The 26,259-nt window shown below is 65.9% G+C and carries 27 protein-coding genes; 21 read left to right on the top strand and 6 right to left on the bottom strand.

The window, feature by feature from the left end; all coding sequences use genetic code 11:
* Nucleotides 1-16 precede the first annotated feature (16 nt).
* From ACN2C7_RS18095 to ACN2C7_RS18085, 3 genes are all read left to right on the top strand, one after another.
* The gene (locus ACN2C7_RS18095) at nucleotides 17-1,060 is read left to right on the top strand and encodes a substrate-binding domain-containing protein (protein WP_419252947.1); all 1,044 of its coding nucleotides are present in this window, start codon (nucleotides 17-19) and stop codon (nucleotides 1,058-1,060) included.
* Between the two features lie 158 nt (nucleotides 1,061-1,218).
* Nucleotides 1,219-2,526 carry a hemolysin family protein gene (locus tag ACN2C7_RS18090; RefSeq protein WP_419318869.1) on the top strand — a complete coding sequence of 436 codons (1,308 nt, stop codon included), beginning with the start codon at nucleotides 1,219-1,221 and terminating at the stop codon, nucleotides 2,524-2,526.
* Between the two features lie 86 nt (nucleotides 2,527-2,612).
* Entirely contained in the window at nucleotides 2,613-3,278 is a 666-nt protein-coding gene (locus ACN2C7_RS18085) for an HAD family hydrolase (RefSeq protein ID WP_419318868.1), read from the top strand.
* 945 nt (nucleotides 3,279-4,223) lie between these two features.
* On the opposite strand, the gene ACN2C7_RS18080 is transcribed toward ACN2C7_RS18085, so the two are convergent.
* Nucleotides 4,224-5,315, bottom strand: a complete 1,092-nt coding sequence (locus ACN2C7_RS18080) for a glycosyltransferase family 4 protein (RefSeq protein WP_419318867.1) — start codon at nucleotides 5,313-5,315, stop codon at nucleotides 4,224-4,226.
* The gene (locus tag ACN2C7_RS18075; RefSeq protein WP_419318866.1) at nucleotides 5,315-6,139 is read right to left on the bottom strand and encodes a UDP-2,3-diacylglucosamine diphosphatase; all 825 of its coding nucleotides are present in this window, start codon (nucleotides 6,137-6,139) and stop codon (nucleotides 5,315-5,317) included. Before ACN2C7_RS18075 ends, ACN2C7_RS18080 begins: the two co-directional genes overlap by 1 nt.
* A 305-nt stretch (nucleotides 6,140-6,444) precedes the next feature.
* Here ACN2C7_RS18075 and ACN2C7_RS18070 point away from each other — a divergent pair, with 305 nt between their 5' ends.
* Entirely contained in the window at nucleotides 6,445-7,074 is a 630-nt protein-coding gene (locus ACN2C7_RS18070) for a TetR/AcrR family transcriptional regulator (RefSeq protein ID WP_419318865.1), read from the top strand.
* Nucleotides 7,075-7,179: 105 nt separating this feature from the next.
* Here ACN2C7_RS18070 and ACN2C7_RS18065 read toward each other — a convergent pair whose 3' ends face one another.
* The 3 genes from ACN2C7_RS18065 to ACN2C7_RS18055 all read right to left on the bottom strand — a co-directional run bounded on the left by ACN2C7_RS18065 (nucleotide 7,180) and on the right by ACN2C7_RS18055 (nucleotide 9,635).
* Nucleotides 7,180-7,836 carry an exopolysaccharide biosynthesis polyprenyl glycosylphosphotransferase gene (locus tag ACN2C7_RS18065; protein ID WP_419318864.1) on the bottom strand — a complete coding sequence of 219 codons (657 nt, stop codon included), beginning with the start codon at nucleotides 7,834-7,836 and terminating at the stop codon, nucleotides 7,180-7,182.
* A gap of 168 nt (nucleotides 7,837-8,004) precedes the next feature.
* Nucleotides 8,005-9,099, bottom strand: coding sequence for a pyridoxal phosphate-dependent aminotransferase (locus ACN2C7_RS18060; protein ID WP_419318863.1), 1,095 nt, complete (start codon nucleotides 9,097-9,099; stop codon nucleotides 8,005-8,007).
* A gap of 62 nt (nucleotides 9,100-9,161) precedes the next feature.
* Nucleotides 9,162-9,635, bottom strand: coding sequence for an Lrp/AsnC family transcriptional regulator (locus ACN2C7_RS18055; protein WP_419318862.1), 474 nt, complete (start codon nucleotides 9,633-9,635; stop codon nucleotides 9,162-9,164).
* A gap of 116 nt (nucleotides 9,636-9,751) precedes the next feature.
* Here ACN2C7_RS18055 and ACN2C7_RS18050 point away from each other — a divergent pair, with 116 nt between their 5' ends.
* From ACN2C7_RS18050 to ACN2C7_RS18030, 5 genes are all read left to right on the top strand, one after another.
* Complete coding sequence (locus ACN2C7_RS18050) at nucleotides 9,752-10,000, top strand: DUF6356 family protein (RefSeq protein ID WP_419252939.1); 249 nt, start codon at nucleotides 9,752-9,754, stop codon at nucleotides 9,998-10,000.
* Nucleotides 9,997-11,013, top strand: a complete 1,017-nt coding sequence (locus ACN2C7_RS18045) for a putative sulfate exporter family transporter (protein WP_419318861.1) — start codon at nucleotides 9,997-9,999, stop codon at nucleotides 11,011-11,013. The genes ACN2C7_RS18050 and ACN2C7_RS18045 overlap by 4 nt, the downstream gene beginning before the upstream one ends.
* A 150-nt stretch (nucleotides 11,014-11,163) precedes the next feature.
* Nucleotides 11,164-12,585 carry an amino acid permease gene (locus ACN2C7_RS18040; RefSeq protein WP_419318860.1) on the top strand — a complete coding sequence of 474 codons (1,422 nt, stop codon included), beginning with the start codon at nucleotides 11,164-11,166 and terminating at the stop codon, nucleotides 12,583-12,585.
* A 97-nt stretch (nucleotides 12,586-12,682) separates the two neighbouring features.
* The gene (locus tag ACN2C7_RS18035; RefSeq protein ID WP_419252936.1) at nucleotides 12,683-13,831 is read left to right on the top strand and encodes an acyl-CoA dehydrogenase family protein; all 1,149 of its coding nucleotides are present in this window, start codon (nucleotides 12,683-12,685) and stop codon (nucleotides 13,829-13,831) included.
* Between the two features lie 135 nt (nucleotides 13,832-13,966).
* On the top strand, nucleotides 13,967-15,568 hold the full coding sequence (locus ACN2C7_RS18030; RefSeq protein WP_419318859.1) for a methyl-accepting chemotaxis protein: 1,602 nt from the start codon (nucleotides 13,967-13,969) through the stop codon (nucleotides 15,566-15,568).
* A 253-nt stretch (nucleotides 15,569-15,821) separates the two neighbouring features.
* On the opposite strand, the gene ACN2C7_RS18025 is transcribed toward ACN2C7_RS18030, so the two are convergent.
* Nucleotides 15,822-16,133 carry a hypothetical protein gene (locus ACN2C7_RS18025; RefSeq protein ID WP_419318858.1) on the bottom strand — a complete coding sequence of 104 codons (312 nt, stop codon included), beginning with the start codon at nucleotides 16,131-16,133 and terminating at the stop codon, nucleotides 15,822-15,824.
* 337 nt (nucleotides 16,134-16,470) lie between these two features.
* Here ACN2C7_RS18025 and ACN2C7_RS18020 point away from each other — a divergent pair, with 337 nt between their 5' ends.
* From ACN2C7_RS18020 to ACN2C7_RS17965, 12 genes are read left to right on the top strand one after another with little or no spacing between them, the layout of a single operon-like run.
* The gene (locus ACN2C7_RS18020) at nucleotides 16,471-18,435 is read left to right on the top strand and encodes a methyl-accepting chemotaxis protein (RefSeq protein WP_419318857.1); all 1,965 of its coding nucleotides are present in this window, start codon (nucleotides 16,471-16,473) and stop codon (nucleotides 18,433-18,435) included.
* Nucleotides 18,432-18,719, top strand: coding sequence for an STAS domain-containing protein (locus ACN2C7_RS18015; protein WP_419321499.1), 288 nt, complete (start codon nucleotides 18,432-18,434; stop codon nucleotides 18,717-18,719). Before ACN2C7_RS18020 ends, ACN2C7_RS18015 begins: the two co-directional genes overlap by 4 nt.
* Nucleotides 18,716-19,081, top strand: coding sequence for a response regulator (locus tag ACN2C7_RS18010; RefSeq protein ID WP_419318856.1), 366 nt, complete (start codon nucleotides 18,716-18,718; stop codon nucleotides 19,079-19,081). The genes ACN2C7_RS18015 and ACN2C7_RS18010 overlap by 4 nt, the downstream gene beginning before the upstream one ends.
* A 44-nt stretch (nucleotides 19,082-19,125) precedes the next feature.
* Nucleotides 19,126-21,387 carry a chemotaxis protein CheA gene (locus tag ACN2C7_RS18005; protein ID WP_419318855.1) on the top strand — a complete coding sequence of 754 codons (2,262 nt, stop codon included), beginning with the start codon at nucleotides 19,126-19,128 and terminating at the stop codon, nucleotides 21,385-21,387.
* 3 nt (nucleotides 21,388-21,390) lie between these two features.
* Complete coding sequence (locus ACN2C7_RS18000; RefSeq protein ID WP_419318854.1) at nucleotides 21,391-21,858, top strand: chemotaxis protein CheW; 468 nt, start codon at nucleotides 21,391-21,393, stop codon at nucleotides 21,856-21,858.
* Nucleotides 21,858-22,736 (top strand): CheR family methyltransferase, encoded by an 879-nt coding sequence (locus ACN2C7_RS17995; RefSeq protein ID WP_419318853.1) that lies wholly within the window; start codon nucleotides 21,858-21,860, stop codon nucleotides 22,734-22,736. Before ACN2C7_RS18000 ends, ACN2C7_RS17995 begins: the two co-directional genes overlap by 1 nt.
* Nucleotides 22,736-23,764, top strand: a complete 1,029-nt coding sequence (locus tag ACN2C7_RS17990) for a protein-glutamate methylesterase/protein-glutamine glutaminase (protein WP_419318852.1) — start codon at nucleotides 22,736-22,738, stop codon at nucleotides 23,762-23,764. Before ACN2C7_RS17995 ends, ACN2C7_RS17990 begins: the two co-directional genes overlap by 1 nt.
* Before the next feature lie 4 nt (nucleotides 23,765-23,768).
* Entirely contained in the window at nucleotides 23,769-24,158 is a 390-nt protein-coding gene (locus ACN2C7_RS17985) for a response regulator (protein WP_419252927.1), read from the top strand.
* Nucleotides 24,155-24,718, top strand: coding sequence for a chemotaxis protein CheD (locus tag ACN2C7_RS17980; RefSeq protein WP_419318851.1), 564 nt, complete (start codon nucleotides 24,155-24,157; stop codon nucleotides 24,716-24,718). Before ACN2C7_RS17985 ends, ACN2C7_RS17980 begins: the two co-directional genes overlap by 4 nt.
* Nucleotides 24,719-24,723: 5 nt before the next feature.
* Complete coding sequence (locus tag ACN2C7_RS17975; RefSeq protein WP_419318850.1) at nucleotides 24,724-25,110, top strand: chemotaxis protein CheU; 387 nt, start codon at nucleotides 24,724-24,726, stop codon at nucleotides 25,108-25,110.
* Between the two features lie 9 nt (nucleotides 25,111-25,119).
* Entirely contained in the window at nucleotides 25,120-25,719 is a 600-nt protein-coding gene (locus ACN2C7_RS17970; RefSeq protein ID WP_419318849.1) for a response regulator, read from the top strand.
* Complete coding sequence (locus tag ACN2C7_RS17965; RefSeq protein WP_419318848.1) at nucleotides 25,716-26,174, top strand: chemotaxis protein CheE; 459 nt, start codon at nucleotides 25,716-25,718, stop codon at nucleotides 26,172-26,174. The genes ACN2C7_RS17970 and ACN2C7_RS17965 overlap by 4 nt, the downstream gene beginning before the upstream one ends.
* Nucleotides 26,175-26,259 lie beyond the last annotated feature (85 nt).

The following is a 26,259-nucleotide window of genomic DNA, read 5'->3' as shown; positions in this document are numbered from 1 at the left end:
TTTCCAGGAGTTCTCCATGAAGAAGCTTCTTTCCTGCGCGGCCGCCGCCGTGGCCCTGTCGGGCCTCGCCGCCGTCCCCGCCCACGCCGCTCGCGACTATGTCTGGGCTGCCGGCTCCTCGACCGTTTTCCCCTTCTCGACCCGCGTGGCCGAGAACTTCGCCAAGAAGACCGGCAAGAAGGCCCCCAAGGTCGAATCGCTGGGCACCGGCGGCGGCATCAAGCTGTTCTGCTCGGGCGCCGGTGAAGGCTTCCCCGACATCGCCAACGCCTCGCGTCCGATGAAGAAGTCCGAGTTCGACGCCTGCGCCGCCAAGGGCATCAAGGACATCGTCCAGATCAAGATCGGCTTCGACGGCATCGTTGTCGCCACCGACAAGGACGGCGCTGACTACAACTTCAAGACCGAGCACCTGTTCCTGGGCCTGTCGGCCCAGATCCTGAAGGGTGGCCAGTGGGTCAAGAACCCCAACAACAGCTGGGATGACGTCGGTCCGGGCCTGCCGGGCAACCGCATCCAGGTTTATGGCCCGCCGCCCACCTCGGGCACCCGCGACGCCTTCGTGGAACTGGCCATCGAGGCCGGCGCCCGCAAGTTCCCCACCGCCGACGAACTGCGCTCGAACAACGAAAAGCTGTTCAAGCAAAAGGTCGACCCGCTGCGCGCTGACGGCTGGATCGATGCTGGCGAGAACGACAACGCCATCGTCGGCACCCTGACCAAGACCCCCGGTTCGCTGGGCGTGTTCGGCTATTCGTTCCTCGAAGAGAACATGGACAAGGTGAAGGGCGCGACCGTCAACGGCGTGAAGCCCAACGCCCAGACCATCTCGGACGGCTCCTATCCGCTGGCTCGCTCGCTCTACATCTACGTCAAGAAGTCCAGCATCGGCGTCACGCCGGGCCTGGCCGAGTTCCTGTCGGAGTTCACCTCGGACGCCGCTTCGGGTCGCGGTGGCTATCTGCAGGGTCGCGGTCTGATCCCGCTGCCCCCCGGCCAGCACGAAGCCCAGAAGAACGTGGTCAAGAACAAGACCTCGATGGCGCGTCCGGCCTCGTAAGACGCCTAAATTTTTTTCCCCGACCAAACTTACCTCGCCGCGGCCCTATGGGCCGCGGCGATTTCTTTTGTATAGTGGGTCAACGGTTCACCCTCGCCGCGCAAGGAAGTCAGGGTCGCGGTCGCCGTCCGGCGCCGTGTCATTGACCCCCTAGGGCTATGATCCTCCTCGCGCTCGCTGTCGTGTTTCTCCTCGTTCTTTTGAACGGGGTTTTCTCCATGTCTGAACTGGCGGTTGTCTCCGCCCGCCGGGCCCGGCTCCAGACCTTCGCCGATCGCGGTGACAAGGGCGCCAAGCTGGCCCTGGCCATGGCCGAGCATCCGACCCGGTTCCTGTCGGCCGTGCAGGTGGGCATCACCCTGATCGGCATCCTGGCCGGCGCCTATGGCCAGGCCACCATCGCTGCGGCGCTCGACCTCTGGCTTGAGCCCATGCCGGTGATCGGGCCCCATTCGGAGATCATCGCCACCATCGTGGTGGTCATCGGCCTGACCTATGTCTCGGTCATTCTCGGCGAGCTGGTGCCAAAGCGCCTGGCCCTGCTGTTCCCTGACGCCATCGCCCGCCGCATGGCCCCGTTCCTGGCCATTGTCGCCCTGGTGCTGCGTCCCTTCGTGACCATCCTGACCGTCTCGACCGCCGCCATCCTCAAGCTGATGGGCGTGCGCGACGAGCGCACCAACGACATGACCGCCGAAGAGGTCGAGACCGTCCTGGCCGAAGGCGCCGACGCCGGCCTGATCGAGCCGGAAGAGCGTTCGATGATCCAGGAGGTGCTGCGCCTGGGCGACCGCCCGGTCCGGGTGGCCATGACCCCGCGCCGCGACCTGTTCTGGATCTCGCTGGCCGACACCCCCGAGGAGATTCTGGCCGAGATCCGCGCCTGCCGCTATTCGCGTATCGTGGTCGCCACCGATGATGATCTCGACGGCGATATCGGCGTGGTCCTGAAGAAGGATCTGCTCGACGCGGCCCTCTCCGGTGGCCCGATCGACGTGCTCGCCCACGTCCAGCAGCCGATCGCCATCCCCGAGACCATGTCGCTGCTGCGCGCCATGGCCCTGTTCAAGCAGACGCCTCTGCATATGGCCCTGGTGGTCGACGAGTTCGGCTCGGTTCAGGGGGTGATCACCCCCATCGACCTGCTGGAAATGATCGCCGGCGACTTCCCCGAGGGTCACGACGACACCGAGACCCGCATCCTGCGTCGCGAAGACGGCTCATGGCTGGTCGACGCCCGCCTCGACATCCAGGAACTCAACGACGCCCTGGGCGAGGCCTTCGAAGCCGAGGGTGGCTACCACACCGTGGCCGGCCTGATTCTCGACCGCCTCGGCCGTATCCCCCGCGAGGGCGAGATCGTCGAACTGGGCGGCTTCGATGTCGAGATCGTCGACATGGACGGCTCGCGGATCGACAAGGTGATCCTCAAGCCGTGCCTGCGGCGCAAGGGCGACGGGGAATAGGGGGCGCGGGAAGCGGGCATCGCGAAGGTCAGAGAAGGGTGGAAGTTGGCCCTTGCGCGGACGTCAGGCTCCTCTGATCCTGAGGCATGTCCGAAGCAGTCCTTTTCGACCTTGATGAGACGCTATTGGACCGCACCACTTCGCTGCAGTCCTTCCTAAGGGACCAGTTCGCTCGCTTCAGTGAACACCTGGGGCCCGTCGACTATTCCACCTGGGAAGCGAGATTCCTCAAGTTGGACGCGCGCGGTTCCCAGCCAAAATCCAAGGTCTACCCGGTTCTGCTGCATGAGTTCGGCGGGCAGATCGCAGCGGCGGACCAGCTCCTCGCCGATTACGCGGAGAACTGCTGCAGACATGCCCAACCGTTCGATGGCATGACCCGCGTCCTGGTGCAGCTTCGGAGCGCCGGCAAACGCCTCGGGATCGTGACGAATGGCGACTGCGCTTTTCAGTCGCGGCACCTTGAGGCGCTGAACCTACGGCAACTAGTAGATGAGGTGCTGGTTTCCGAGGCGGAGGGTCTTCGCAAGCCTGACCCCCAGCTATTTCTGCGTGCGGCGACTAGGCTGGGCCTCTCGCCGGAGCAGTGTCTTTTCGTGGGCGACAATCCCCGCGCAGACATTTTGGGAGCGGCGGCGGTGGGTATGGAGACTGCATGGTTCCGATGCGGCCAAGCCTGGCCAGATAGTCTGCCCAATAATCCTGGCGCTACGGTTGAAACCCTGCACGAGGTGGTCGCACTTGCCGGTTAGCGGACCATCTGAACTTCTGCCTTGGGTCGGAAGCACGCTTTGCCTTCCCTCCTATAAGCGGACGCCCCGCGTCCCGGTCATCCTTAAATCTCTTGGAGGCTGCAGCGTGCCGGTCTGACCAGGTTGGTCAAGGACGGCCCTCCGGGCCGCCGCGGAGCGGCCGGTCGCAGACCGGTCCTTGAGCAACCTGGTCAGACCGGCGATCGTCTCGCCGTGAGATTTAAGGATGGCTCCCTTCGGCGCGAAGGGGGCGGGACGCGCTCCTAAGTCCTCTCCCTGAAGGGGGAGGCGATCACGAAGTGATCGGAGGGGGTAGTGCTGCTGAGTCGGAGGGGTCTTCCCCCACCGGCCTCCGGCCGCCTCCCCCTTCAGGGGGAGGACTTGAGGGGATAAACCGCGCTCAATCCCCGTTCTTTCCGGAACAAAACCCAGTCCAATCAACCGCTTGTAAAATAGTTGATCGCGCCAATCAGACGCGCCGAAACCTCCCGCATAATCAATCTCACCTGACAGCACGGGAAGGGCGCACGTACGGCGACCGTTGCGGCTGTCAGGGGTGGTCGAGCGGGAAGCGCCCGTCGGCCGTCGTCGAAGGCCCGGCAGGGTCTGGTGGAGCGGATCGGTCCTTGCGGGGCCGGACGCGTTGAAGCCGGATCGGGACCGCCGGGAACGCCCTTTGGCGACGCCCGCACGATGCGCGACAGGCATGGGCCGAAATCGCCCATGCGGTCCGGGTGAGGTTCGCTACCTCTCCGCCCGTCGGGGGCCTAACGTCGGAAGCGGGTTAAAACCCCGCGCCCCGAGGGCTCACCGGATAACGGCTGCGCGGAGCGTTCGTCTTCGTCGAAACGGTACTTCTACACACTCACATCCGGGCGAGGCCTGGACGCTCCGCGACCCTTCCCATCCACTCGGCGGTTTCCGCGCGAGGCTGCGAAGCCGTGTCTAGGCCGCCGTCCGGCCGCGCAGTCGCGCCAGCCGGCGCAGCCGCCGCCAGAACCGGGTCTTTTCCGGCTCGGGATAGGGCTGCAGGTTGCGGAAGAACTCCTCGGCGCAGGCGCGCCACGAGAAGCCCTCGGCGAACTTGCGGACCACGGTCTTGTCCAGGTCCAGGCACGCCAGGCAGGCCTCTTTCAGGCCGTCGGTCTGGCCCGGCGCCAGGGCGCCGGCGTTGGAGCCGGGGATGATGTCGATCGGACCGGGGGCCGAGAAGGCGGCCACGGGCACGCCGGCGGCCATGGCCTCAAGGATCACCAGGCCGAAGGTGTCGGTCAGGGAGGGGAAACAGAACACGTCGGCGCAGCCGAAATAGCGGCCCAGCTCCTCGCCGAACTTGGCGCCCAGAAACTTAACCTCGGGATATTTCTCGGCCAACTCCTCGCGCTGGGGACCGTCGCCGATCACCACCTTGGTGCCGGGCAGATCCAGGCTGGCGAAGGCCTCGATGTTCTTCTCGACGGCCACGCGGCCGACATTGAGGAAGATCGGGCGTGCAAGGCCCGCGAACAGGTCGGGCTCGCCCGCAGCACGAGGCTTGAAGACGTCGGTGTCGACGCCGCGCGACCACGGCGAGAGATTGCGGAACCCGTGCTTGGCCAGCTCGTCGCGCATGGTGGGCGTGGCCACCATCAGGCGCCCGGAGGGCTTATGGAACCAGCGCATATAGGTGTAGCCGGCGGCCAGCGGCAAAGGCAGGCGGGCCGAGACATATTCCGGGAACTTGGTGTGGTAGCTGGTCGTGAACGGCAGCTTCCATTCCAGGCAGATGCGGCGGGCGGCCAGGCCGATCGGACCCTCGGTGGCGATGTGAATCGCTTCGGGCTCGAACGACTTGAAGCGGTCCTGCACCGGCTCATAGGCGCCGATCGCCAGCTTGATTTCCGGATAGGTCGGCAGCGGGAAGGTGGGGAACTGGTCAGGGCTGACGACATCGACCTCGTGGCCCATGGCGCGCAGTTCGTCGACCACCCGGGTGAGGGTGCGAACCACGCCGTTGACTTGAGGTTCCCAGGCGTCTGTGGCGAGAAGTATCCGCATCAGGCGGCGGCAGGCTCCGGCAGGGGCTCGGTGGCGGGCGCCGCCAGCTTGCGGTCGATCACCGACCACGAGCGTAGCTTGGCCCATTCGAGGATTTCAAGTTGACCGTCGGCATGTTCGACGAGGGCGGTGCAGCTTTCCACCCAGTCACCATCGTTGACGTAGGTGATTCCGTCTATGTCGCGCATCTCGGCTTTGTGAATGTGTCCGCAGATCACGCCGTCGACGCCCCGGCGGCGCGCCTCGTCGGCCACGGCGGACTCGAAGTTCTCAATGAAATGCAAAGCGTTCTTCACCTTGACCTTCAGATAGGCCGAGAGACTCCAATAGCCGAAACCCATGCGTCGCCGAGCGCGGTTCAGCAAGGTGTTCAGCATCAGGATGGTTCTATAGGACCAATCCCCGAGGAAGGCGAGCCACTTGGCCTGCTGCACCACACCGTCGAATTCGTCGCCGTGAACCACCAGATAGCGCTTGCCGTCGGCGGTTTCGTGGATCACGTCGCGGGCCACCACGACACCGCCGAAATGCACGCCGCAGAAGTCGCGGATGCGGTCGTCGTGATTGCCGGGGACATAGATCACCTCGGTGCCCTTGCGGGCCAGACGCAGGATCTTCTGGACCACATCGTTGTGGGCCTGCGGCCAGTACCACCCGCTGCGCAGCTTCCAGCCGTCGATGATGTCCCCGACCAGATAGAGCGTGTCGCACTCGACATGGCGGATGAAGTCCAGCAGCAGCTCGGCCTGGCACCCCCGGGTGCCCAGATGCAGGTCGCTGATGAAGATGCTGCGATAGTGGCGGACAGCGGATTCGGCGCTCATGCGGGTCCCCGGTAGCTGCGCCTGGTCGATCCGCCCCCGGATTGGTCGCGACCTTCGGCGAGAGATCCGGCGATTAAGCTGATTGCATGTCGCTTTGATGAAACCCGGCCGCGGCCTTCAGCCTTTGGTAACCTTTGGCCCGTCTCCGGCGCCCCTCGGCAGGGCGTCGTTTCGCCTCGAAAACAGGCGCCGGACCAGGGCGGACACCAGGCAGGGCGCGTGGCGAGCGCCGCCATGCCGCGCCGCGCGGCGCAAGGCGGCGAACGACTGTTGCGATGCAGCATGGCCCGCACTAGATCAGGACGATGGACGCTGCCCGCCTTGCCAAGGACACCCCGAAATCGTTGAAGACGCGGGCGCGGATTCTCGATTGCGCCATGAAGCTGATCGCCCAGATCGGCTATCACGCCGCCAGCAACCCGGTGATCGCCGATGCGGCGGGCCTGACGCGGGGGGCGATGCTGTATCACTTCCCGACCCGCGAGGCGCTGGTGGAGGCCGCCGTGGCCCATGTCCAGGCCGAGCGTTCGGCCCTGTTCCGCGCGGCGGCAGACACCCTGCCGCTGGGCGCTGACGTCACCGAGCACGCCATCGACAGCTACTGGGACCTGCTGCAGAGCGTGCCGTTCATGGCTTTCGCCGAACTGGAAGCCGCCGGTCGCACCGATCCGGCCATCCAGGCCCTGCTGGCCCCGGCCCAGGCCGAGTTCGATCGCGCCCAGGCCGGCGACCACTTCCTGAAGATCCTGCACGCCGGCGCCGGCCCGCGGTTCCAGGCCAGTCGCGACCTCGCCCGCTTCATGCTGGAAGGCCTGGCCCGCACGACCCTGACCTACGATAGCGATGGTCGAAAGGAGCGCCTGCTGGCGGTGATCAAGCGGGCCACCCACATGCTCAACCGCAAGGGCGACATCCAGGATCTGTGGCCGGACTAGAGCCTAGAGCATTTTCCGTCCTGACTGCGTCAGTCCGGAGCTCTAGTTCTTTGTTTTAACGCATTTTCTTCACGCGAACCGGAATCCACTTCGCTCGAAAATGCTCTAGTAGGCGTTTTCCGCCCCCAGCAGGTGCGGGGCGGTCAGCAGCATGATCCGCAGGTCGGCCGCGAAGGACCAGGTCTCGATATAGGCGATGTCGGCCCTGACGCGTCGGGCCATCGATTCAATATCTTCGGTGCCGCCGCGCAGCCCCTGAATCTGGGCCAGGCCCGTCAGGCCCGGACGCGCCCGTTGGCGCAGGGCGTAGCCGGGGATCAGTCCGCCATAGTGCTCGTCATGGACCCGGGCGTGGGGACGGGGGCCGACCAGAGACATGTCGCCCTTCAGGACATTCAGCAGTTGGGGCAGTTCGTCGATGCTGGTCTTGCGGATAAAGCGCCCCACGCGGGTGATCCGGTCATCGACGCGCGCCGCCTGCACGACGGTCTCGCCGCTGTCGTCGCAGCGCATGGAGCGGAACTTGTAGATCATGAACGGCCGCCCGCTCAGGCCGCCCCGCGCCTGGCGAAACAGCACCGGGCCGGGCGATTCCAGGCGGATCAGCAGGGCCACCAGCAGCAGCGACGGCGCGAAGAACACCAGCAGGGCCAGGGCCGCAACGACGTCGAAGACGCGCTTGGCCGGATCCCACGCGACGCGTGGCCTAAGGCCCTCCGCACGCGCGAGATCCGCCCGCGGACGAGAAACTACACCGGTCATCGGTCCCCACAGTACTCTCATCACGGGAAAGGGGCGCAGGACTTGGCGCGCCTTTACCAGCGTCCATCCTGGGCCACGATCGTGACGCCGTATGTGACGGGTGTCACAGTCACCGCCAGATCATCCTGCCTTCGGGCCGGCCCATCGCCCTCCTGAAGGGGGAGCGAGCTAGGCCTTCAGCGCCTTGGGCAAGACCTCGGCGAAGATATCCAGCTCGGCCGGGCTGGCGGTGCCGACCCGGATCCAGGTGGGGTGCAGGGGGCTGTCAAACACCCGCACCTCGACGCCCATCGCCGCCAGGGTCTTCTGGAACGCCAGGTTCGGCTTGCCGGTGTCGACGAAGACATAGGTTCCGAACGACGGCAGGTAGCCCAGGCCGTTGGCCCTGCAGATGGCGTAGATCTTCTCGCGGCAGCCTTCCAGATAGGCCTTGGTTCCGGTCAGATAGGTCGCGTCGCCATAGCAGGCCAGGGCCGCCGCCAGGCCGGGCCGGCCCTTGTGGGTCGGGATCAGGCTCTTCAGCTGCTTGACCCGCTGCGGCTGGGCGATGATGAAGCCCACCCTGAGGCCGGCCATGCCATAGACCTTGGAGAAGGTGCGGGCGACCACCACGTCGTGGCCGGCCCTGACCAGGTCGATCATCGAGTGGCGAACGGGATCGGGGCTGATCTCGATATAGGCTTCGTCGACGATCACGGGGGCGGACTTGGCTGCCGCGACGCAGAAAGTCCGAAGGGCGTCCGGGTCCATCAGCAGGCCCGTCGGATTGTTGGGATTGCACACATAGACGCAGCCCGCGCCTGCGGCCCTTGCCGCCAGGGCCGGCAGATCGATCTGGTGGTCGCCGGTGACCGGGATCCAGTCCAGCTTGGCGCCCTGGCGCTCGGCATAAAGCAGGGGCGTCGCATAGGTCGGCTGGGGCGCGACGATCGGGCCGGTTTTGGCGAAATGGGCCGAGAGCAGCGACAGCGCCTCAAGCGAGCCGTTGCACAGGCCCACCCTATCGGGATCGACGCCCTCGCGTTTGGCGATGGCCGCGATCAACGGCGGCTCCAGCGACCAGGCGTAATAGGGCGTGTCGTCGAGCGCCTTCATGGCCGCCTTGCGGGCGGCGGGGCTGGGACCATAGGGATTTTCGGTGACGCCCAGATGGGCGCGGATCGCCGGCGGGACCTTCGCATCGACCGCGGTCTCCGCTGCGACCGCAAGGGCCGGGGCCAGCGCCGCGCCGCCGATCAACAAGCCCCGTCGCGTCGTGTCCATGGTCCGCCCTCCGCTGTCGCCCCCGCAATTGAGGCTGCAAGGGTGACAGGATCAAGACGCCATCAGGCCGTGGTGATCGGCAGGGCGGTGGTGAACTTGATCTGCTCCATCGCGAAGCTGGACGACACGTCGGTGAGCGGCGCCGTGGCGATCAGGCGCTTGTAGAAACGGTCATAGGCGGCGATGTCGCGGACCACGACCTTGAGCAGGTAATCGACCTCACCGCTCATCCGGTAGAACTCGACCACCTCGGGCAGGGCGCGGGCCCCGGCGGCAAATGTCGCGAGCCAGGCCTCGTCATGGCGGCCGGTCTTCACGGCCACGAACACGGTCAGGGACAGGTCCAGGGCGTCGCGGTCCAGCAGGGCGACGCGGGCGGTGATCACCCCGGCGTCCTGCAGCCGCTTGATCCGCTTCCAGCACGGCGTCTGGGTCAGGCCCACGCGTTCGGCCAGTTCGGCGATCGGGACGGTGGAGTCTTCCTGCAGGATCGCCAACAGCCTGCGGTCGATGTGATCGAGATCAATCATCTTCATTTCCGGCCCGTTCGAGAATGAAGTTCTCCATACGGTGAAAACGGCAGCGCATCCAGTAATGCCATTCTCCGGTTCCGCTTCATGCTGGGACACCTGACGACGAATCGGGGGTCCTCATGCTGAAGCCGTTCACGCGCCATCCGGAAGCGGTTGGCGAGACCTATGGTCAGCACATGGGCGTGGCCTGGAGCTTTGGCTTCACCCTGATCGGCGCGGGTCTGGCCTGCCTGATCCATGGCCTGCTGCCCTTCGCCTTCGAGCGCACCGGCAGCAACACCGTCCGCCGCCTCAACGAGCGCCTGGGTCGCCGCTGCGCCCTGGCCGACAAGACACTTGGCCTCGACCCGGCGCCCGTTCAGGGATGAACGCCGCCGTCGCCAGACTGGGCGCTTTCCGCTTCGAGGCGGGCAAGCTTTGGCCGGGCCTGATCGCGGGCCTCGTGATCGCCCTGCTGGCCAAGCCGCTGTCCCACCTGCTGCACGCGCCGGCCCCGCTTCTGGCGGTGGTGCTGGGCATGGGCCTGGGCGCCCTGGGCCTGGGCGCTAGGCTGGCGGCCGGTCTCGATATCTGGGCCAAGCCGGGCCTGCGTCTGGGCGTGGCCATGATGGGCGCCCAGATCACCTGGAGCGAGTTCGCCCTGCTGGGCGGGCCTGCGATCCTGGCCAGCGGCGCCGTGGTGCTGGGCGGGCTCACCGTCGGCGCCGGCGTCGGTATGGCTCTGGGACTGCCCCTGGCCGAGGCCCTGATCGCGGCGGCGGCCTGTTCGATCTGCGGCGCCTCCGCAGCGCTCGCCGCCGCGCAGGCCGCGCCGGCCAGTCCAGCCAACCAGCGCACGACCGCCCTGGTGATCATCGGGGTCAATCTGCTGTCGACCGTGGCCATGCTGGCCTATCCGCCGATCGCCCACGCCCTGGGCTTTACGGCCCACCAGGCCGGCGTGTTTTTCGGTCTTTCGATCCATGACGTCGCCCAGGTGGCCGGCGCGGGCTCGTCGGTCTCGCCGGACGCCGCCAGCGCCGCAGCCCTGGCCAAGCTGGCCCGCATCGTCTGGCTGGGCCCGGCGGTGGTGCTGATCGGCGTGCTGCTGAGCCGCACCCAGGACGGCTGCGGCAAGACAAGCTTCAAGGGGCCGCCGCTCTTCGTCCTGGGCTTCGCCGCCCTGGCCGCCCTGCGCGGTTTTGGCCTGCTGCCCGAGGCGCTGGTCGCCACCCTGGCCACCCTGTCCAGCTTCCTGCTTCTGGCCGGCGTCGGCGCCATCTCGGCCAAGCTGGGTCCCGCCGCCCTGCTGCAGGTCAAACCAAAGCTGGCTGCGGCCCTGGGCCTCTCCACCCTGGCTGTGGCCGCGCTGGCCTATGGCCTGACGCGGGCCTTCTTCTAGGCGTCGCGGCTCGCCGGAGAGAATTTGCGGGCAAAGCCCGCTCCACCGACAATCTTTGGCAGGAAATGCCCCAGCCGATCGCGCACGTCTTGGCGAAACACGTCGCCCAGCCCATGGTCGCGGCGGAAGACCAAGTCGGAGGGAATAGCCTTGAGTTTCTGGACGCGCCGCAAGTCGATCGACGCCATCGCGGCGGGCCATGACGGCCATCAACTGAAGAAGACCCTGAGCTGGCCGCACCTGGTCGCCCTGGGTGTCGGCGCCATCGTCGGCACCGGCATCTATACCCTGACCGGCATCGGAGCGGGTCTGGCCGGACCGGGCGTGATCCTGTCCTTCCTGATCGCCGGCGCGGTCTGCGCCTGCGCGGCGCTTTGCTATGCCGAACTGTCGACCATGATCCCGGCCTCGGGCAGCGCCTATACCTACAGCTACGTCGCCATGGGCGAGCCGGTGGCCTGGTTCGTCGGCTGGAGCCTGATCCTCGAATACACCCTGGTCTGCGCCGCCGTCGCCGTCGGCTGGTCGGCCCACGCCACGGGCCTGTTCCGCATGATCGGCACGCCGGAAGCCCTGCTGGCCGGCCCCCACATGGGCGGCATCGTCAATCTGCCCGCCGTGATCATCTCCTTCGCCGTCGCCGGCCTGCTGGCGCTTGGCACCAAGGAGAGCGCCACGGTCAACATGGTGCTGGTGGCGGTGAAGATCATCGCCCTGGCCGTGTTCGTGGTGCTGTGCATCCCGGCTTTCGACATCAGCCACTTCACGCCGTTTATGCCGCAGGGCTTTGCCGCCACCCCCGACGCCGACGGGATCAAGGTGGGGGTCATGGCCGCCGCCAGCCTGATCTTCTTCGCCTTCTACGGCTTTGACGCGGTCTCGACCGCCGCCGAGGAGACCAAGAACCCCAAGCGCGACCTGACCATCGGCATCGTCGGCTCGATGGCCGTTTGCACCGCGATCTACATGGTGGTGGCCGCCGTCTCGATCGGGGCCTCGCGCACCGAGGTGTTCTCCAAGAGCGAGGCCCCGCTGGTCTTCATCCTGGAAAGCCTGAACCACCCCAAGGTCGCTCAGCTGGTGGCCCTGGCCGCCGTGGTCGCCCTGCCGACCGTGATCCTGGCCTTCATGTATGGCCAGAGCCGGATCTTCTTCGTGATGGCCCGCGACGGCCTGCTGCCCAAGACCCTGGCCCGGGTCAACGCCAAGACCGGCACGCCCGTGCTGATGACCCTGCTGACGGGCGCCCTGTCGGCCCTGATCTCGGGCTGGCTGTCGCTGAAGGACATCGCCGAGCTGGCAAACGCCGGCACCCTGGCCGCCTTCATCGCCGTGGGCCTGTCGGTGATCATCCTGCGGATCAAGGATCCGGGCCGTCAGCGGGTGTTCTCGACCCCGATCTGGCCGGTCGTGGCCTCGGGCGCGATCCTGGGCTGCCTCTATCTGTTCTCCAGCCTGCCGACCAAGACCCAGCTCTACTTCCTCTACGCTCACCTGATCGGCGTGGCGGTCTATGTGCTGTTTGGCCTGCGCAACAGCGTTCTGGCCCGTCAGGAGCGCGATCAGCACTAGTGTGATTTAGGCCCGGCCTCCGCGCCGGGCCTTCCATTCCTGATTCTGCGGGCTACAGTCGGCGTCAAAACAAGTGTTTGACGCAGGAAGAAACGCCATGGCCCTCGATCTCGAAACCCGCGACCAGCTGCTCGACATGGTCGCCCGCTTCGTCGCCGAGCGCCTGCGGCCCATCGAGGCCAAGGTGGCCGAGGATGACGCGGTTCCGCAGGACGTCATCGACGAGATGAAAAGCCTGGGCCTGTTTGGCCTGTCGATCCCAGAGGCGTTCGGCGGCCTGGGTCTGAACATGGAAGAGGAATGCCTGGTCGGCGTCGAGCTGGGCCGCACCTCTCCGGCCTTCCGGTCGGCGTTCGGCACCAATGTCGGCATCGGCAGCCAGGGCCTGGTGATGTTCGGGACCGACGAGCAGAAGGCCAAGTGGCTGCCCGGCATCGCGTCGGGCGAGATCATCACCAGTTTCGCCCTGACCGAGCCGGAAGCCGGCTCCGACAGCGCCTCGGTGCGCACGCTGGCCATCCGCGACGGCGACGACTACGTGCTCAATGGCTCCAAGCGCTACATCACCAACGCCGGCAAGGCGTCGCTGTTCACGGTGATGGCCCGGACCAGTCCCGAGACCAAGGGCGGCTCTGGCGTCTCGGCCTTCCTGGTCCCCAGCGGCCTGCCGGGCCTGTCCGTGAGCAAGCCCGAGAAGAAGATGGGCCAGCAGGGCGCCCATATCCACGATGTGACCTTCGACAATGTCCGCGTGCCGGCCTGGAACCGGTTGGGCGAGGAGGGCGAGGGCTTCAAGGTGGCCATGCAGGTGCTGGATCGCGGCCGCCTGCACATCGCCGCCGTCTGCGTGGGCGTGGCCGAGCGGCTGATCAAGGATTGCGTGGCCTATGCCGGCGAGCGCAAGCAGTTTGGCCAGGCGATCTCGAACTTCCAGCTGATCCAGGCCATGCTGGCCGACAGCAAGACCGAGGCCCTGGCGGCCAAGGCTCTGGTCATGGAGACCGCCCGCAAGCGCGATGCGGGGCAGGGGGTGACGCTGGAGGCGGCGGCCTCGAAACTGTTCGCGTCCGAGATGGTCGGCCGCGTGGCGGACCGTGCCGTGCAGATCTTCGGCGGGGCCGGCTATGTCGCCGACTATGGCATCGAGCGCCTGTATCGCGACGTGCGGATCTTCCGGATCTATGAGGGCACAAGCCAGATCCAGCAGGTGATCATCGCCCGGGAGACCATGAAGCAGGGGGGCTAAGCGCCTCTCGGCCGGTCGCGACTCTTTGGCGAGTGTGGCGAGATGACGCACCTAGGGCGAGAATATTTAAGGCTGCGTTAAGCATGCGGGCAGAGGGTCCTCCCACACGCTGCACCCCAGGACGGACCAAAGCCGATGAGCCAGGATCATGACCTAAACGACCGTGTGGCGTTTATGGGGCTGGATGACCGTGCGCGACAGGCGTTGCGGGATCTGCGGCCGCTCATTCGCAAGGAAATCAGCCCCGCGCTTTCCGTCTTCTACGGCAAGGTCAAGACCACACCAGAGACCAGCAAGTTCTTCAAGGACGAGCGGCACATGGACGCCGCCAGCAGTCGCCAGGCGGCGCACTGGGACGTCATCGCCCAGGCCGAGTTCAGCGACACCTATGTCAATACGGTCCGGACCATCGGTCAGGTTCACGCGCGCATTGGCCTGGAGCCGCGCTGGTATATCGGCGGCTACGCCCTGGTCATGGACCGGCTGTTGCGCGCTACCGTCGACTCGCTCTGGCCCAAGGGCTTCATGGCCAAGGGCGACCCCGCCCAGGCTGGCGAGGCTGTCAGCGCCCTGATGAAGGCGGTCATGCTCGACATGGACTTCGCCATCTCGATCTATCTCGAGACCATCGAAGCCGATCGCCAGCGACTTGAGGCCTCGCGTATCGAGAACGAGCAATGCCAGAACCGGCTCGTCGAAAGCCTGGCCACGGCGCTCGCCCATCTGGCCCGGGGCGATCTGGTCAGCCGGCTTGACGACGAGGTGAAGCCCGAGTTCCAGAAGCTGAAGGACGATTTCAACAGCGCCGTTGGCACGCTCGAGGAGGCCATGGGTCGCATTTCGGGTGTGACCGGCAATATCCGCGCCGGCTCGGATGAAATCGGCATCGCGGCTGACGACCTGTCCCGCCGCACCGAGCAGCAGGCCGCCAGTCTGGAAGAGACCGCCGCCGCCCTCGACCAGATCACCTCGACCGTCCGGCGCTCCGCAGCGGGCGCCAAGCAGGCGTCCGAGGTTGTGGCGGGCGCCAAGACCGAGGCTGAACGCTCAGGCATCGTGGTCGACCAGGCCGTGGCCGCCATGGGCGAGATCGAAAGCTCGTCGCGCGAAATCGGCAACATCATCGGCGTGATCGACGAGATTGCCTTCCAGACCAACCTTCTGGCCCTGAACGCCGGGGTCGAAGCGGCGCGCGCCGGTGAAGCGGGTCGCGGCTTCGCGGTCGTCGCCCAGGAAGTGCGGGCTCTCGCCCAACGCTCCGCCGACGCCGCCAAAGAGATCAAGACCCTGATCTCCTCCTCGACCCAGCAGGTCAGTCAGGGCGTGAACCTGGTGGGACAAACCGGCGACGCCCTGCGCGGCATCGTCGCCAAGGTTGCCGAGATCGACACCTTGATCGTCCAGATCTCCGCTTCGGCCCAGGAGCAGGCCACGGGCCTGCATGAGGTCAATACCGCCGTCAATCAGATGGACCAGGTGACGCAACAAAACGCCGCCATGGTCGAGCAGACGACGGCGGCGACACACTCGCTCAAGGATCAAACGGCCGAACTGGTCAATCTGATTTCGGCTTTCCGCGTGGCCGATACGCGGCCCGCGGCATCCGCGGCATCCGCCGCATCCGCCCGTCCGGCCGCCAGACCTCCATCGCAGGGCAGTCGGCCAGGGGGCGGCGCGCGTCCGGTCTCCCGCGGCTCAGCTGCGACGGCCGTCCGCGAGACATGGGAAGAGTTCTGAGAAACGGCTGTCGCTAGAGCATTTTCCGATCCGACTGGATCGGCGTCCACTTCGTCGGAAAATGCTTTAGCCGCCTGAAACCCAGTGCGGGATAGATCGACAGAAGCGGACGCCCTGACGGGTGTCCGCTTTTTCCTGTCGGCTGTCGCACACGGCAAAACGCCCCCGCCAAACAGACGCGAAGCGATCCATTGGAACGCTTCGGTCTGGTCGGCGGAGGCGTTTTGAGCCCCGTAAGTCAGGAGCTGGAAGTTTACGCGCCGCCCGGGAAGCGGAACGGGACCTTCACGGTGCCGGTCTTGGCGCCCATCGGCAGCTTTTCAGCGATGCACATGGCGGCCTTGTCGAAGCCCTTGCCGGTCGCGCTGTTGTCAACGACCTTGCATTCCGAGAGCTTGCCCGCGTCAGCGGTGCATTCCAGCATCACCTGGGCGGCATCCCGGGTATTGGCGAACTGTTGCAGGCAACGGCTCATTTGGTCTTCAAATCCGCCAGCCGCCGAGGCGGCTTGAGCGATGAACAAGCTGCCAGCGATTCCCGCGGCAAAAGCGATCGGATATTTCATCCCGCTGCTCCTAGTAATGAATACCGTCCTGTGGACGACGCGCCAACCGGACGCATGCCTTTTGTCGCAGCTGCGAGTTAAAATATTCTGAGTCGACCCGGAATATTCTAAATTTACTTCGTGGTAACCTTACTTCGAATTTTACCTGTCAAGCGGCCCTTGGGCGCTGTCTTTATAGATTCACCTGCGACCAATTGTCCCTCAAGGCAGCGCCGCCCCCCCCGACTTCCAGTTTCTCTTAACCAAGGTCAGAGTCTGTTAGGAATCTATAGTGATGATCCCCCTGGCTTGCTGGTGATCCGTGGGCACGGAACCGCCGCATGAAGGGGACCTGGAAATGAAGCGCTTTAGGCTTGTCGACCTACCACTGATCATCAAGATCGGCTTCGCGCCGGCTTTCGCACTGTTGATGCTGGCCCTGATGGCCGGCGGCGCCGTCGTCGTGCAACGCAGCCAGACCGAGGCTCTGCGGCAGGTGGTCGAGCAGGACATGCGCATCAACAGCGATATTCAGTCGCTGTCGCGTCGGATCACCGACGCTCACGGCACGCTCTATCAAATCCTGGCGTCGAAGGCCGATCCGATGGCCCCTTCGGCCGGGCCGCGCATCATTGAGTTGCTCGCCGAATTTGACACCCTGGGCAAGGACATGAAGGCGCTTTCGAGCCGCCTGCCCGCCTCGGAGCGGCCGAAGATCGAGGCCCTCGTCAAGGCCCTGGCCGAATGCCGCAGCGCCGTCGACACGGTCAGCGGCATGATCGACGTCGATACGGGCATGGCCATGAGCTTCGCCGGCAGCTTCGAAGACCAGTACGTCAAGATGGCGGCCCAGCTGCAGAAGGTGGTCGATGACGCCGGCGCCCGCGCCACCGAGACGGCCAACGAGCACAAGGCCGAAGCGACTGCGGCCATGAGCGCCACCATCATCCTGTCGCTGATCACCCTTGGCGCGGTGGGCGCGATCGCCTTCCTGACGGTCATGAATGTCCGCAAGTCGATCGCCGACATCGCCGGCGCGACCGAGCGCCTGTCAAAGGGCGACAACAGCATTGATCTTGAGAAGATGACTCGCCTGGACGAGCTGGGCGCGATTGTCCGCTCCTTGAAGATTTTCCGCGATAATCAGCTGCACCTTGAACAAATGCGGTCCGAGCAGGAAAAAACTGCGGCCTTGACCGCCGACGAGCGTCGCTCGAAGGAAGAGGCCGCCGCCGCCGCCGCTCGCGACAGCGCCCTGGTGGTGACCAGCCTGGCCGAAGGCCTCGAAAAGTTGGCCTCGGGCGACCTGACCTTCCGCGTCAATGCAAACTTCCCCGGGGAATACGCCAAGCTGAAGGACGACTTCAACGGCGCCATGGCCTCGCTGCAGGAGACGATGAAGGTCATCGCCGCCTCGACAGACGGCCTGAGCACCGGCGCCGACGAGATCGCCCATGCTTCTGACGACCTGTCGCGTCGCACCGAACAACAGGCCGCCTCGCTGGAAGAAACCGCCGCCGCCCTGGACGAACTGACCGCCACGGTGCGCCGCACGGCGGCCGGCGCTCGCCAGGCCTCGGACGTTGTTTCGACCACCCGTGGCGAAGCGACGCATTCCGGCCAGGTCGTGCATCAAGCAGTGTCGGCCATGGGCGAGATCGAAAGCTCCTCCAAGCAGATCAGCCAGATCATCGGCGTGATCGACGAGATCGCGTTCCAGACCAACCTTCTGGCCCTGAACGCCGGGGTCGAGGCTGCCCGCGCGGGTGAAGCGGGTCGCGGCTTCGCCGTCGTGGCTCAGGAAGTCCGGGCCCTGGCCCAGCGCTCGGCCGAGGCCGCCAAGGAGATCAAGACCCTGATCTCGTCCTCGACCCAGCAGGTCAGCCAGGGCGTGAGCCTGGTCGGTCAGACGGGCGAGGCGCTGCAACGCATCGTCGTGAAGGTTGGCGAGATCGACGCCCTGGTGACCGAGATCGCGGCCTCCGCCGCCGAACAGGCCACCGGACTGAACGAAGTGAACACGGCCGTGAACCAGATGGATCAGGTCACTCAGCAGAACGCCGCCATGGTCGAGGAATCGACCGCCGCGACGCACTCGCTGAAGGGCGAAACCGCCGAGCTGGTCCGACTGATGGCCCGTTTCCGGGTCGGTGGCGGCCAGGCCGCCTACGGTCGCCCGGCGGCCGCCGATTCGGCTCAACACGCACCGGCCCGCAACCCGGTCGCCGAGCAAAGGGCCCGTCTGGGCGTCTTCGCCCGGCCCGCTCGTGGCGGCGCAGCTACCGCGGCCGCTCCAGCGTCCGCCGGATGGGAGGAATTCTGATGGCCGCACTCGCGCTGCCTGAAACACTCGATCTCAAGGCCGCCGGCCCGCTGAAGTCCGCCTTCCTGGCGCACCGTGGCGAGGCGCTTGAAATCGAGGCCGGTCAGGTCCGTCGCCTCGGCGGCCTGTGTCTCCAGATTCTGCTCGCGGCCAGCAAGGCCTGGGCCGCTGACGGCAAACCCTTTTCGATTACGGGGCCTTCGGAGGCCTTTGTAGAAACCACCCGTCTTTTCGGCGCCGATGGGGCGCTCCTTTCGGCGGACATCCATGGAGTCCAATCGTGACGCGCACGATTCTAACGGTCGACGATTCCCGCACGATGAGGGACATGCTGCGCATGGCCCTGGTCGGCGCGGGCTTTAATGTGGTCGAGGCCGTTGACGGCGAACATGGGCTGGAAGTGCTTTCCGCCCATCGTCCGGACGTCATCATCACCGACATCAACATGCCCAAGCTGGATGGCTTTGGTTTCATCGAGGCGGTTCGCGTCGATGATGACTATCGCGCCATCCCGATCCTGGTGCTGACCACGGAAAGCGATCCCACCAAGAAGCAGCGGGCTCGCGAAGCCGGCGCGACGGGTTGGATCGTCAAGCCGTTCAATCCTGAAAAGCTGGTTGAAGCCATTCGCCGCGTCGCGGCCTGATCCTTCACCGACTTCGACGTCTAGAACTCTAAGGAATTGCGGGAATGGACGAGCTAGAGGCCATCAAGGTCACCTTCTTTCAGGAATGCGAGGAACTGCTCGCCGACCTCGAAGGCGGGCTCCTGGCCATGCAGGAGGGTGTCGGCGACAGCGAGACTGTCAACGCCGTCTTCCGGGCCGTGCATTCGATCAAGGGCGGCGCGGGCGCCTTCGGCCTCGAGCCGTTGGTCCGTTTCGCCCACGTGTTCGAGACCTTGCTGGACGCTGTTCGGTCCAATGAGGTTCCCAACACCGTCGATCTGGCCGCCGTCATGCTGCGCGCCTCCGACGTTCTGGCCGACCATGTGAGCGCTGCGCGGGGCATGGGCGATGTCGACATGGCGGCCTCGGCCGCCATGGCCGCTGAGCTGAAGGCCTGGACCGATCCCTCGGCCGCCCCGGTCGCATCGGCTCCCGTGGCCGAGGCCGCTGAAGCCGCGCCCGTGCCCACGCCTGTCGCTGCGTCGGATGATCTGGACGACGACGATCTCGGCTTCGACTTCCAGCCGATGACGATCTCGGTCGACGCGCAGGCGGCCGACGCCGAACTGATCCCCATCAATGTCTGGACGGTGTCGATCCGTCCCAAGTCGGACCTCTATCGCAAGGCCAATGAAACGGCCCTGCTGCTGCGCGAGTTGAGCCGCCTTGGCCCGATCGTCGCAACCATGGACGACAGCGCCCTGCCGACCCTGGAGTTCCTCGACGCCGAGGCCGCCTATGTCACCTGGAGCGTGCGCGTCGAGACCGATGACGGCGAAGACGCCATCCGCGAGGTCTTCGAATTCGTCGACGGCGACTGCGATCTTGAAATCGTTCGCGGCGAGGCGCCGGTCGAGGCTGCCCTGGCCAACCTGCTGAGCGCCATCGAGTCGCCGGCCGCCGAGCCGGTCGTTGCCGAGATCGCCCCGTCGGTCGCCCCCGAGGTCGCCGAAATCGCGCCCGCCGTCGTGGAAGCGCCGCCACCGCCCGCCGCACCTGCCCCGGTCGCCGCGCGCGCCGCGACGCCCGCCGCCGCCCCGACCAAGGCCACGCAGGTCGACGTCCCCGGTCCGGGCCAGTCGGTCATCCGCGTGGATCCCGAGCGCATCGACAGCCTGATCGATCTGGTCGGCGAGCTGGTCATCAATCAGGCGATGCTGGCCCAGCGCGTTGGCGAGTACGGCATCGCGCCGTCCTCCAGCCTGGCCATGGGTCTGGATGAGCTGGAGCAGCTCACCCGCCAGATCCAGGACAGCGTGATGGCGATCCGCGCCCAGCCGGTGAAGTCGGTGTTCCAGCGCATGCCGCGCCTGGTTCGCGAAGTCGCCAACATGACCGGCAAGCAGGCCCGTCTGGTCATGGACGGTGAAAACACCGAGGTCGACAAGACGGTCATCGAACGGCTGGCCGACCCGATCACCCACATGCTGCGCAATGCCATCGACCACGGGCTGGAAAGCCCCGAGGAGCGCAAGGCGGCCGGCAAGAATCCCGAAGGCGTCGTGCGCCTGGCGGCCCTGCACCGCAGCGGCCGGATCGTCATCGAGGTCCAGGACGACGGCAAGGGCATCAATCGCGAACGGGTCTTCTCGATCGCCGTCAAGAAGGGCCTGATTGCGCCCGACCTGCAGCTGACCGATGAGGAGATCGACAATCTGATCTTCCTGCCGGGCTTCTCGACCGCCGACAAGATCTCGGACGTGTCGGGCCGCGGCGTCGGCATGGACGTGGTGCGCCGGAGTGTCCAGGCCCTGGGCGGCCGTATCTCGATCGCCTCGCGTCCCGGTCTGGGCTCGACCTTCACGCTCAGCCTGCCGCTGACCCTGGCCGTGCTCGACGGCATGGTGGTCGACGTGGCCGGCGAGACCCTGGTCGTTCCGCTGGCCGCCATCGTCGAAAGCCTGCGTCCCAAGGCCGAGGAAGTTCGCCCGCTGGGTCCCGTCGGCTCGGTGCTGGCGGTCCGCGACAGCTTCGTGCCGCTGATCGATGTCGGCCTGACCCTGGGCTATCGCACCACCTCGCCGTCGCCGACCGAAGGCGTGGTGCTGCTGGTCGAGGGCGAGGACGGCTCGCGCGCCGCTCTGGTCGCCGACGCCATCCACGGCCAGCGCCAGGTCGTCATCAAGTCGCTGGAGCAGAACTACCAGCAGGTCGAGGGCGTCGCCGCCGCGACGATCCTGGGCGACGGCCGCGTGGCCCTCATCCTGGACGTCGATGCGGTGATCAATCTTCGTCGCCGGGAAACGCCCCGCCCCGTCGAACCCACTTTAATTGCAGCGGAGTAAGTCATGATCGACCCAACTGCTGTCGCGAGTACTGAGCGCCGTGAACTGATCTCCTTCAGGGTCGGCGATCAGGAGTATTGCGTGAACATCATGGCCGTGCGCGAGATCCGGGGCTGGAGCCCCGCCACCGCTCTGCCCCAGACGCCCGGCTATATGCGCGGCGTGATCAATCTGCGGGGCGCGGTCCTGCCGATCATGGACCTGGCGGCGCGCCTCGGCATGCCGATGGTCGAGCCGACGGTTCGCAGCGTGTTCATCGTCGTCCAGGCCGGCGACCGCACGGTTGGCCTGCTGGTCGATGCGGTGTCGGACATCCTGTCGATCAATGACGACATGGTTCAAGCTACCCCGGATGTGGCCTGCGAGACGGTTCGCAGCTTCGTCCGCGGCATCATTTCGATCGAAGAGCGCATGATCAGCGAGATCTCGCTCGACCGTATCCTCCCAGAACGAGAGGCCCTGGCCGCCTGATGACCTCAGCCTCAATGACAGAACGTCGCGAAGCCATTGTCGATGGCGAGTTCGCGTTCACAAACCAAGACTTCAAGAAGATTGCGGCGCTGCTCTACGCGCAGGCTGGTATCAGCCTGCCCGAGACCAAGGCGACCCTGGTCTATTCGCGTCTGGCCAAGCGGCTGCGCTCGCTGGGCATGAAGACGTTCACCGAATACTGCGCCTTCGTGGCGCTGGAGAGCAGTGTCGACGAGCAGCAGGAAATGCTGCGCGCCCTGACGACCAACGTCACCCGCTTCTTCCGGGAGCCGCACCACTTCGACGACCTGCGCGCCAACATTCTGGAGCCGGTGGTCGACAAGGTCCGCGCCGGCGGCCGTCTGCGCCTCTGGTCGGCGGCCAGCTCGTCGGGCCAGGAGCCCTATTCGATGGCCTTCACGGTCCTGTCGGTTTGGCCCAACGCCGCCGACCTGGATATCCGGATCCTGGGCACGGACATCGACACCAACGTGCTCGCGACCGGTCGCGCCGCCGTCTATGACGAGAGTCTGCTGGAAGGCATTCCGGCTCACGCCCGCAACCAGTATTTCGAGCGCGACACGAGCGATCGCCGCGCCTTCCGCGTCTGTGAAGCCGCGCGCAGCCTGGTGGCCTTCCGCGAGCTGAACCTCAACGGCCCCAGCTGGCCGATGAAGGGTCCGTTTGACGCCATCTTCTGCCGCAACGTCGTGATCTATTTCGACGAGCCGACCCAGGAGCGCGTCTGGAACCGCTTCGCGCCTTTGGTCGCGCCCGGCGGCAAGCTGTATGTCGGCCACTCAGAACGGGTAGGGACCTCGATCACGGCCTTTGAAAGCGCGGGCCTGACAGCTTATCGCAAGGTGGGAGGTCGCTGATGGCCAAGATTCGCGTTCTCGTCGTTGACGACTCCGCCACCATGCGGAGCCTGATCACCGCTGCCCTCAATCGCGATCCGGATATCGAGGTCTGCGGCGCCGCCGGCGACCCGTTCGAGGCCCGGGGCATGATCAAGGCCCTCAATCCCGACGTCGTCACCCTCGACATCGAGATGCCGAACATGAACGGCATCGAGTTTCTCGAGAAGATCATGCGCCTGCGGCCGATGCCGGTGGTCATGGTCTCGACCCTGACCCAGGCCGGCGCCGAGATGACGCTGCGAGCCTTGGAACTGGGCGCCATCGACTGCGTGGCCAAGCCCGCCGACGCCCTGGGCACCCAGGACGCGCTCAACGAGATCGTGGTCAAGGTGAAGATCGCGGCCCGCGCCTCGGTGCGGACCAAGGCCGACACCGCCCCGGCCGCGGCCCGGACCAAGAGCTACATGCCCTCGGGCGACATCGTGGCCATCGGCTCTTCGACCGGCGGCGTCGAGGCGCTGCTGGCGATCCTGACGATGTTCCCGGACACCTGCCCGCCGACGGTCATCACTCAACACATGCCGGCGACCTTTACCGCCAGCTTCGCCGCGCGCCTCGACCGCGCCAGCGGGGCCAAGGTGCAGGAAGCCACGGACGGCGCTCTGCTGGAGCCCGGCAAGGTCTATGTCGCCCCGGGCGGGGCGACGCACCTGGAGGTCGTTCGTTCGGCCGGGCTGCGCTGCCGCCTGGTCGCGGGCGACCCGGTGAGCGGTCACCGTCCGTCGGTGGACGTTCTCTTCAACTCGGTGGCCAATGCGGTCGGCGACAAAGCGGTCGGGGCGATCCTGACCGGCATGGGGCGTGACGGCGCGCAGGGCCTTTTGGCCATGCGTAAAGCCCGTGCCAAGACCCTCGGACAGGACGAGCAGAGCTGTGTCGTTTACGGCATGCCCCGCGCGGCCTTTGAAATCGGCGCCGTGGAGAAGCAGGTTTCCCTGTCCTCCATGGGTCAATCTATCCTCGATCTGGCCTCCGCGAGGCGATGAACCCATGCCCCAAGCAAGCACCATTTCCGTTCTCGTTGTCGATGATCAGCTGACCATGCGGGCCTTGATCCGCAATGCGTTGCAGCAGATCGGGTTCAAGGACATCCGTGAGGCACCGGATGGCGAGGAGGCTCTGAAAAACCTCCTTTCCAAGCCGGCAAACCTGGTGATCTCCGACTTCAACATGCCCAAGATGGACGGGCTGGCCCTCCTGCGCGCCGTCCGCTCGCACCCGCCGATCCGGCAGACGGCTTTCGTCATGCTGACCGGCCGGGCCGACCGCGAGCTTGTGCAGCGGGCCGTGCAGTTCGGCGTCAACAACTACTGCGTCAAGCCATTCACCGTTCAGGGCCTCAAGGAGAAGATCGAACAGGTCTTCGGTCAGCTCACATGACATTTGGACAACCCGACGATCTGGAACGCTCGGTCAAGGTTCACGTCACGCAGGGCGAGAGCCATGTGTCGTCCGACCCCAACGTGGTGATGACCACGGTGCTCGGTTCGTGCATCGCCGCCTGTATCCGCGATCCGCAGGCCGGCATTGGCGGCATGAACCACTTCCTGCTTCCTGACTCAGGCGACGGTCGCAAGGACGGCGACGCCGTCCGCTATGGCGCCTACGCCATGGAGATGCTGATCAACGGCCTGCTGAAGCGGGGCGCGCGTCGCGAGCGGATGGAGGCCAAGATCTTCGGCGGCGGCAAGCTGTTCGAGGGCCTGTCTGACGTCGGCGCCAGCAACGCCAGCTTTGCCGAGCGCTTCCTGCGTGACGAAGGGATTCCAATCGTCTCTTCAAGCACCGGCGGCGTTTCGGCCCGTCGTGTGGAATTCTGGCCCGCCTCCGGCCGTGTCCGTCAGCGCCTGGTGGCGGTCGACAACGCGCCGCAGGATGTCCGGCGTCCTACGCCTGCACCCATGCCGGTCGATTCCGGCGGCGATCTGGAGCTTTTCTGACCCGCATGACCGCCACCCAGCTCTCGACATCCCCAATCGCCACGCCGGAGGCCCTGACTCCGGTGGGCGAACTCTCGCGCCGTCTCGCGGCCGAGCTGATGTCGGCTGCTGCGGTGTGTCGGGATTGCGAGCATATTGCCGGCGACCTGGCCAAGGGCGGGGCGGCGCTGGAAAGCATCTCCCGGCTCCAGGCGCTGGACGAGCTGAGCCAGCGCCTGCACGGCCTGTCGGACGTGCTGCAGCGCATCGGCGAGCACGCGTCCGGCGAGTGGAGCATGTCGATCGAACCCCTCCTCGAAGGCCTTGGCCTGGCGGATCTGGTGGTGCGCTTGCGCGCTGTCGGCGAGCCGACAGCCTGGGACGTCGAGGCGGGTGAACTCGACTTCTTCTAGGCTTCGTCCATGGACGCCCTAAAGTCTTCGACCCGTATCAATCTGGAGCGCGCCACGGTTCTCGTGCTCGATGACAACGGGACTTCGCTCGATATCCTGTCGCAGGTGGTTTCCGGATTCGGGGTCAAGCAACTGCACCGCGCCGAGACGGTCAAGGACGCTCAGTCGCTGGTCGGGACAAAGACCTTTGACCTGATCATCAGCGACGTTCAGATCCCGGACGTCGACGGGATCGAGTTCATCAACTGGCTGCGCCGCGACGCGCCGGAGACCAATCGCTACGTTCCGGTGATTCTGGTCACCGGGCACACCCGCACCACGGACATCTTTCGCACCCGTGACGCAGGGGCCAATTTCACGGTCGCCAAGCCGATCACCCCCAAGGTGCTCCTGGAGCGCATCTTCTGGGTGGCGCGAGAAGAACGGGCGTTTATCGAGTGCGACAGCTATGTCGGGCCTGATCGGCGCTTCAAGTACGAAGGCCCGCCGATCGGTATGGAAGGTCGGCGTCGGGATGACCTGCCTGCCGAGGTTGGCAATGCACAAGAAGCCAACATGTCTCAGGATGAGATCAATAGTCTGATGAAGGTCGCGAAGGTGCAGATATGAGCGTCGTTCGCAAATTCCGCCCGCCCAACCGGCTGGCCAAGATGATCAAGGACAGCGGTGGCCTGATGGCCAAGGACGCGATCATCGCTGCAGAAGCCGGTGTTGAAAGCCTGCGCGAGGTTTCGCTGGTCGTTCTGGACGACACCCTGGCCGAAATCGAGCGCCGCTTTGGCCCCTCAGCGGTCGACCGCAACGCCGAGAGCTTTGAGGACCTCTATGCTCTGAGCATGAGGATCATCGACGTCAGCACCTTCGTCTCCGATGCTGGCGTGGATCAGGCGGCAGTTTCCCTGGCCGCTACCACCGACAGCTGCGCTGAGGCCGGCGCCTGGCGCTGGAACGCCATCGACGTTCACCTCCACGCCCTGCGGCTGCTGCGCACCGTGGGCAGCCAGCTGCCGGCGGCCGATCGTCAGTCCATGATCGAGGGTCTCCACAAGGTCAGCCATCGCTAGATGGAAGCGCTATAGAGCAAAGATCGCCATGACAGGGTCGGTCGGCTGCTCCATGTTCTCGAGTTGGAATGCCAAACCGGCGGTA

Origin of the sequence: Caulobacter sp. ErkDOM-E, assembly GCF_048541895.1 — a bacterium.
Classification (GTDB): domain Bacteria; phylum Pseudomonadota; class Alphaproteobacteria; order Caulobacterales; family Caulobacteraceae; genus Caulobacter.
Note: the sequence above shows the minus strand (reverse complement) of the source record. Positions and strands in the feature narration are given on the sequence as shown.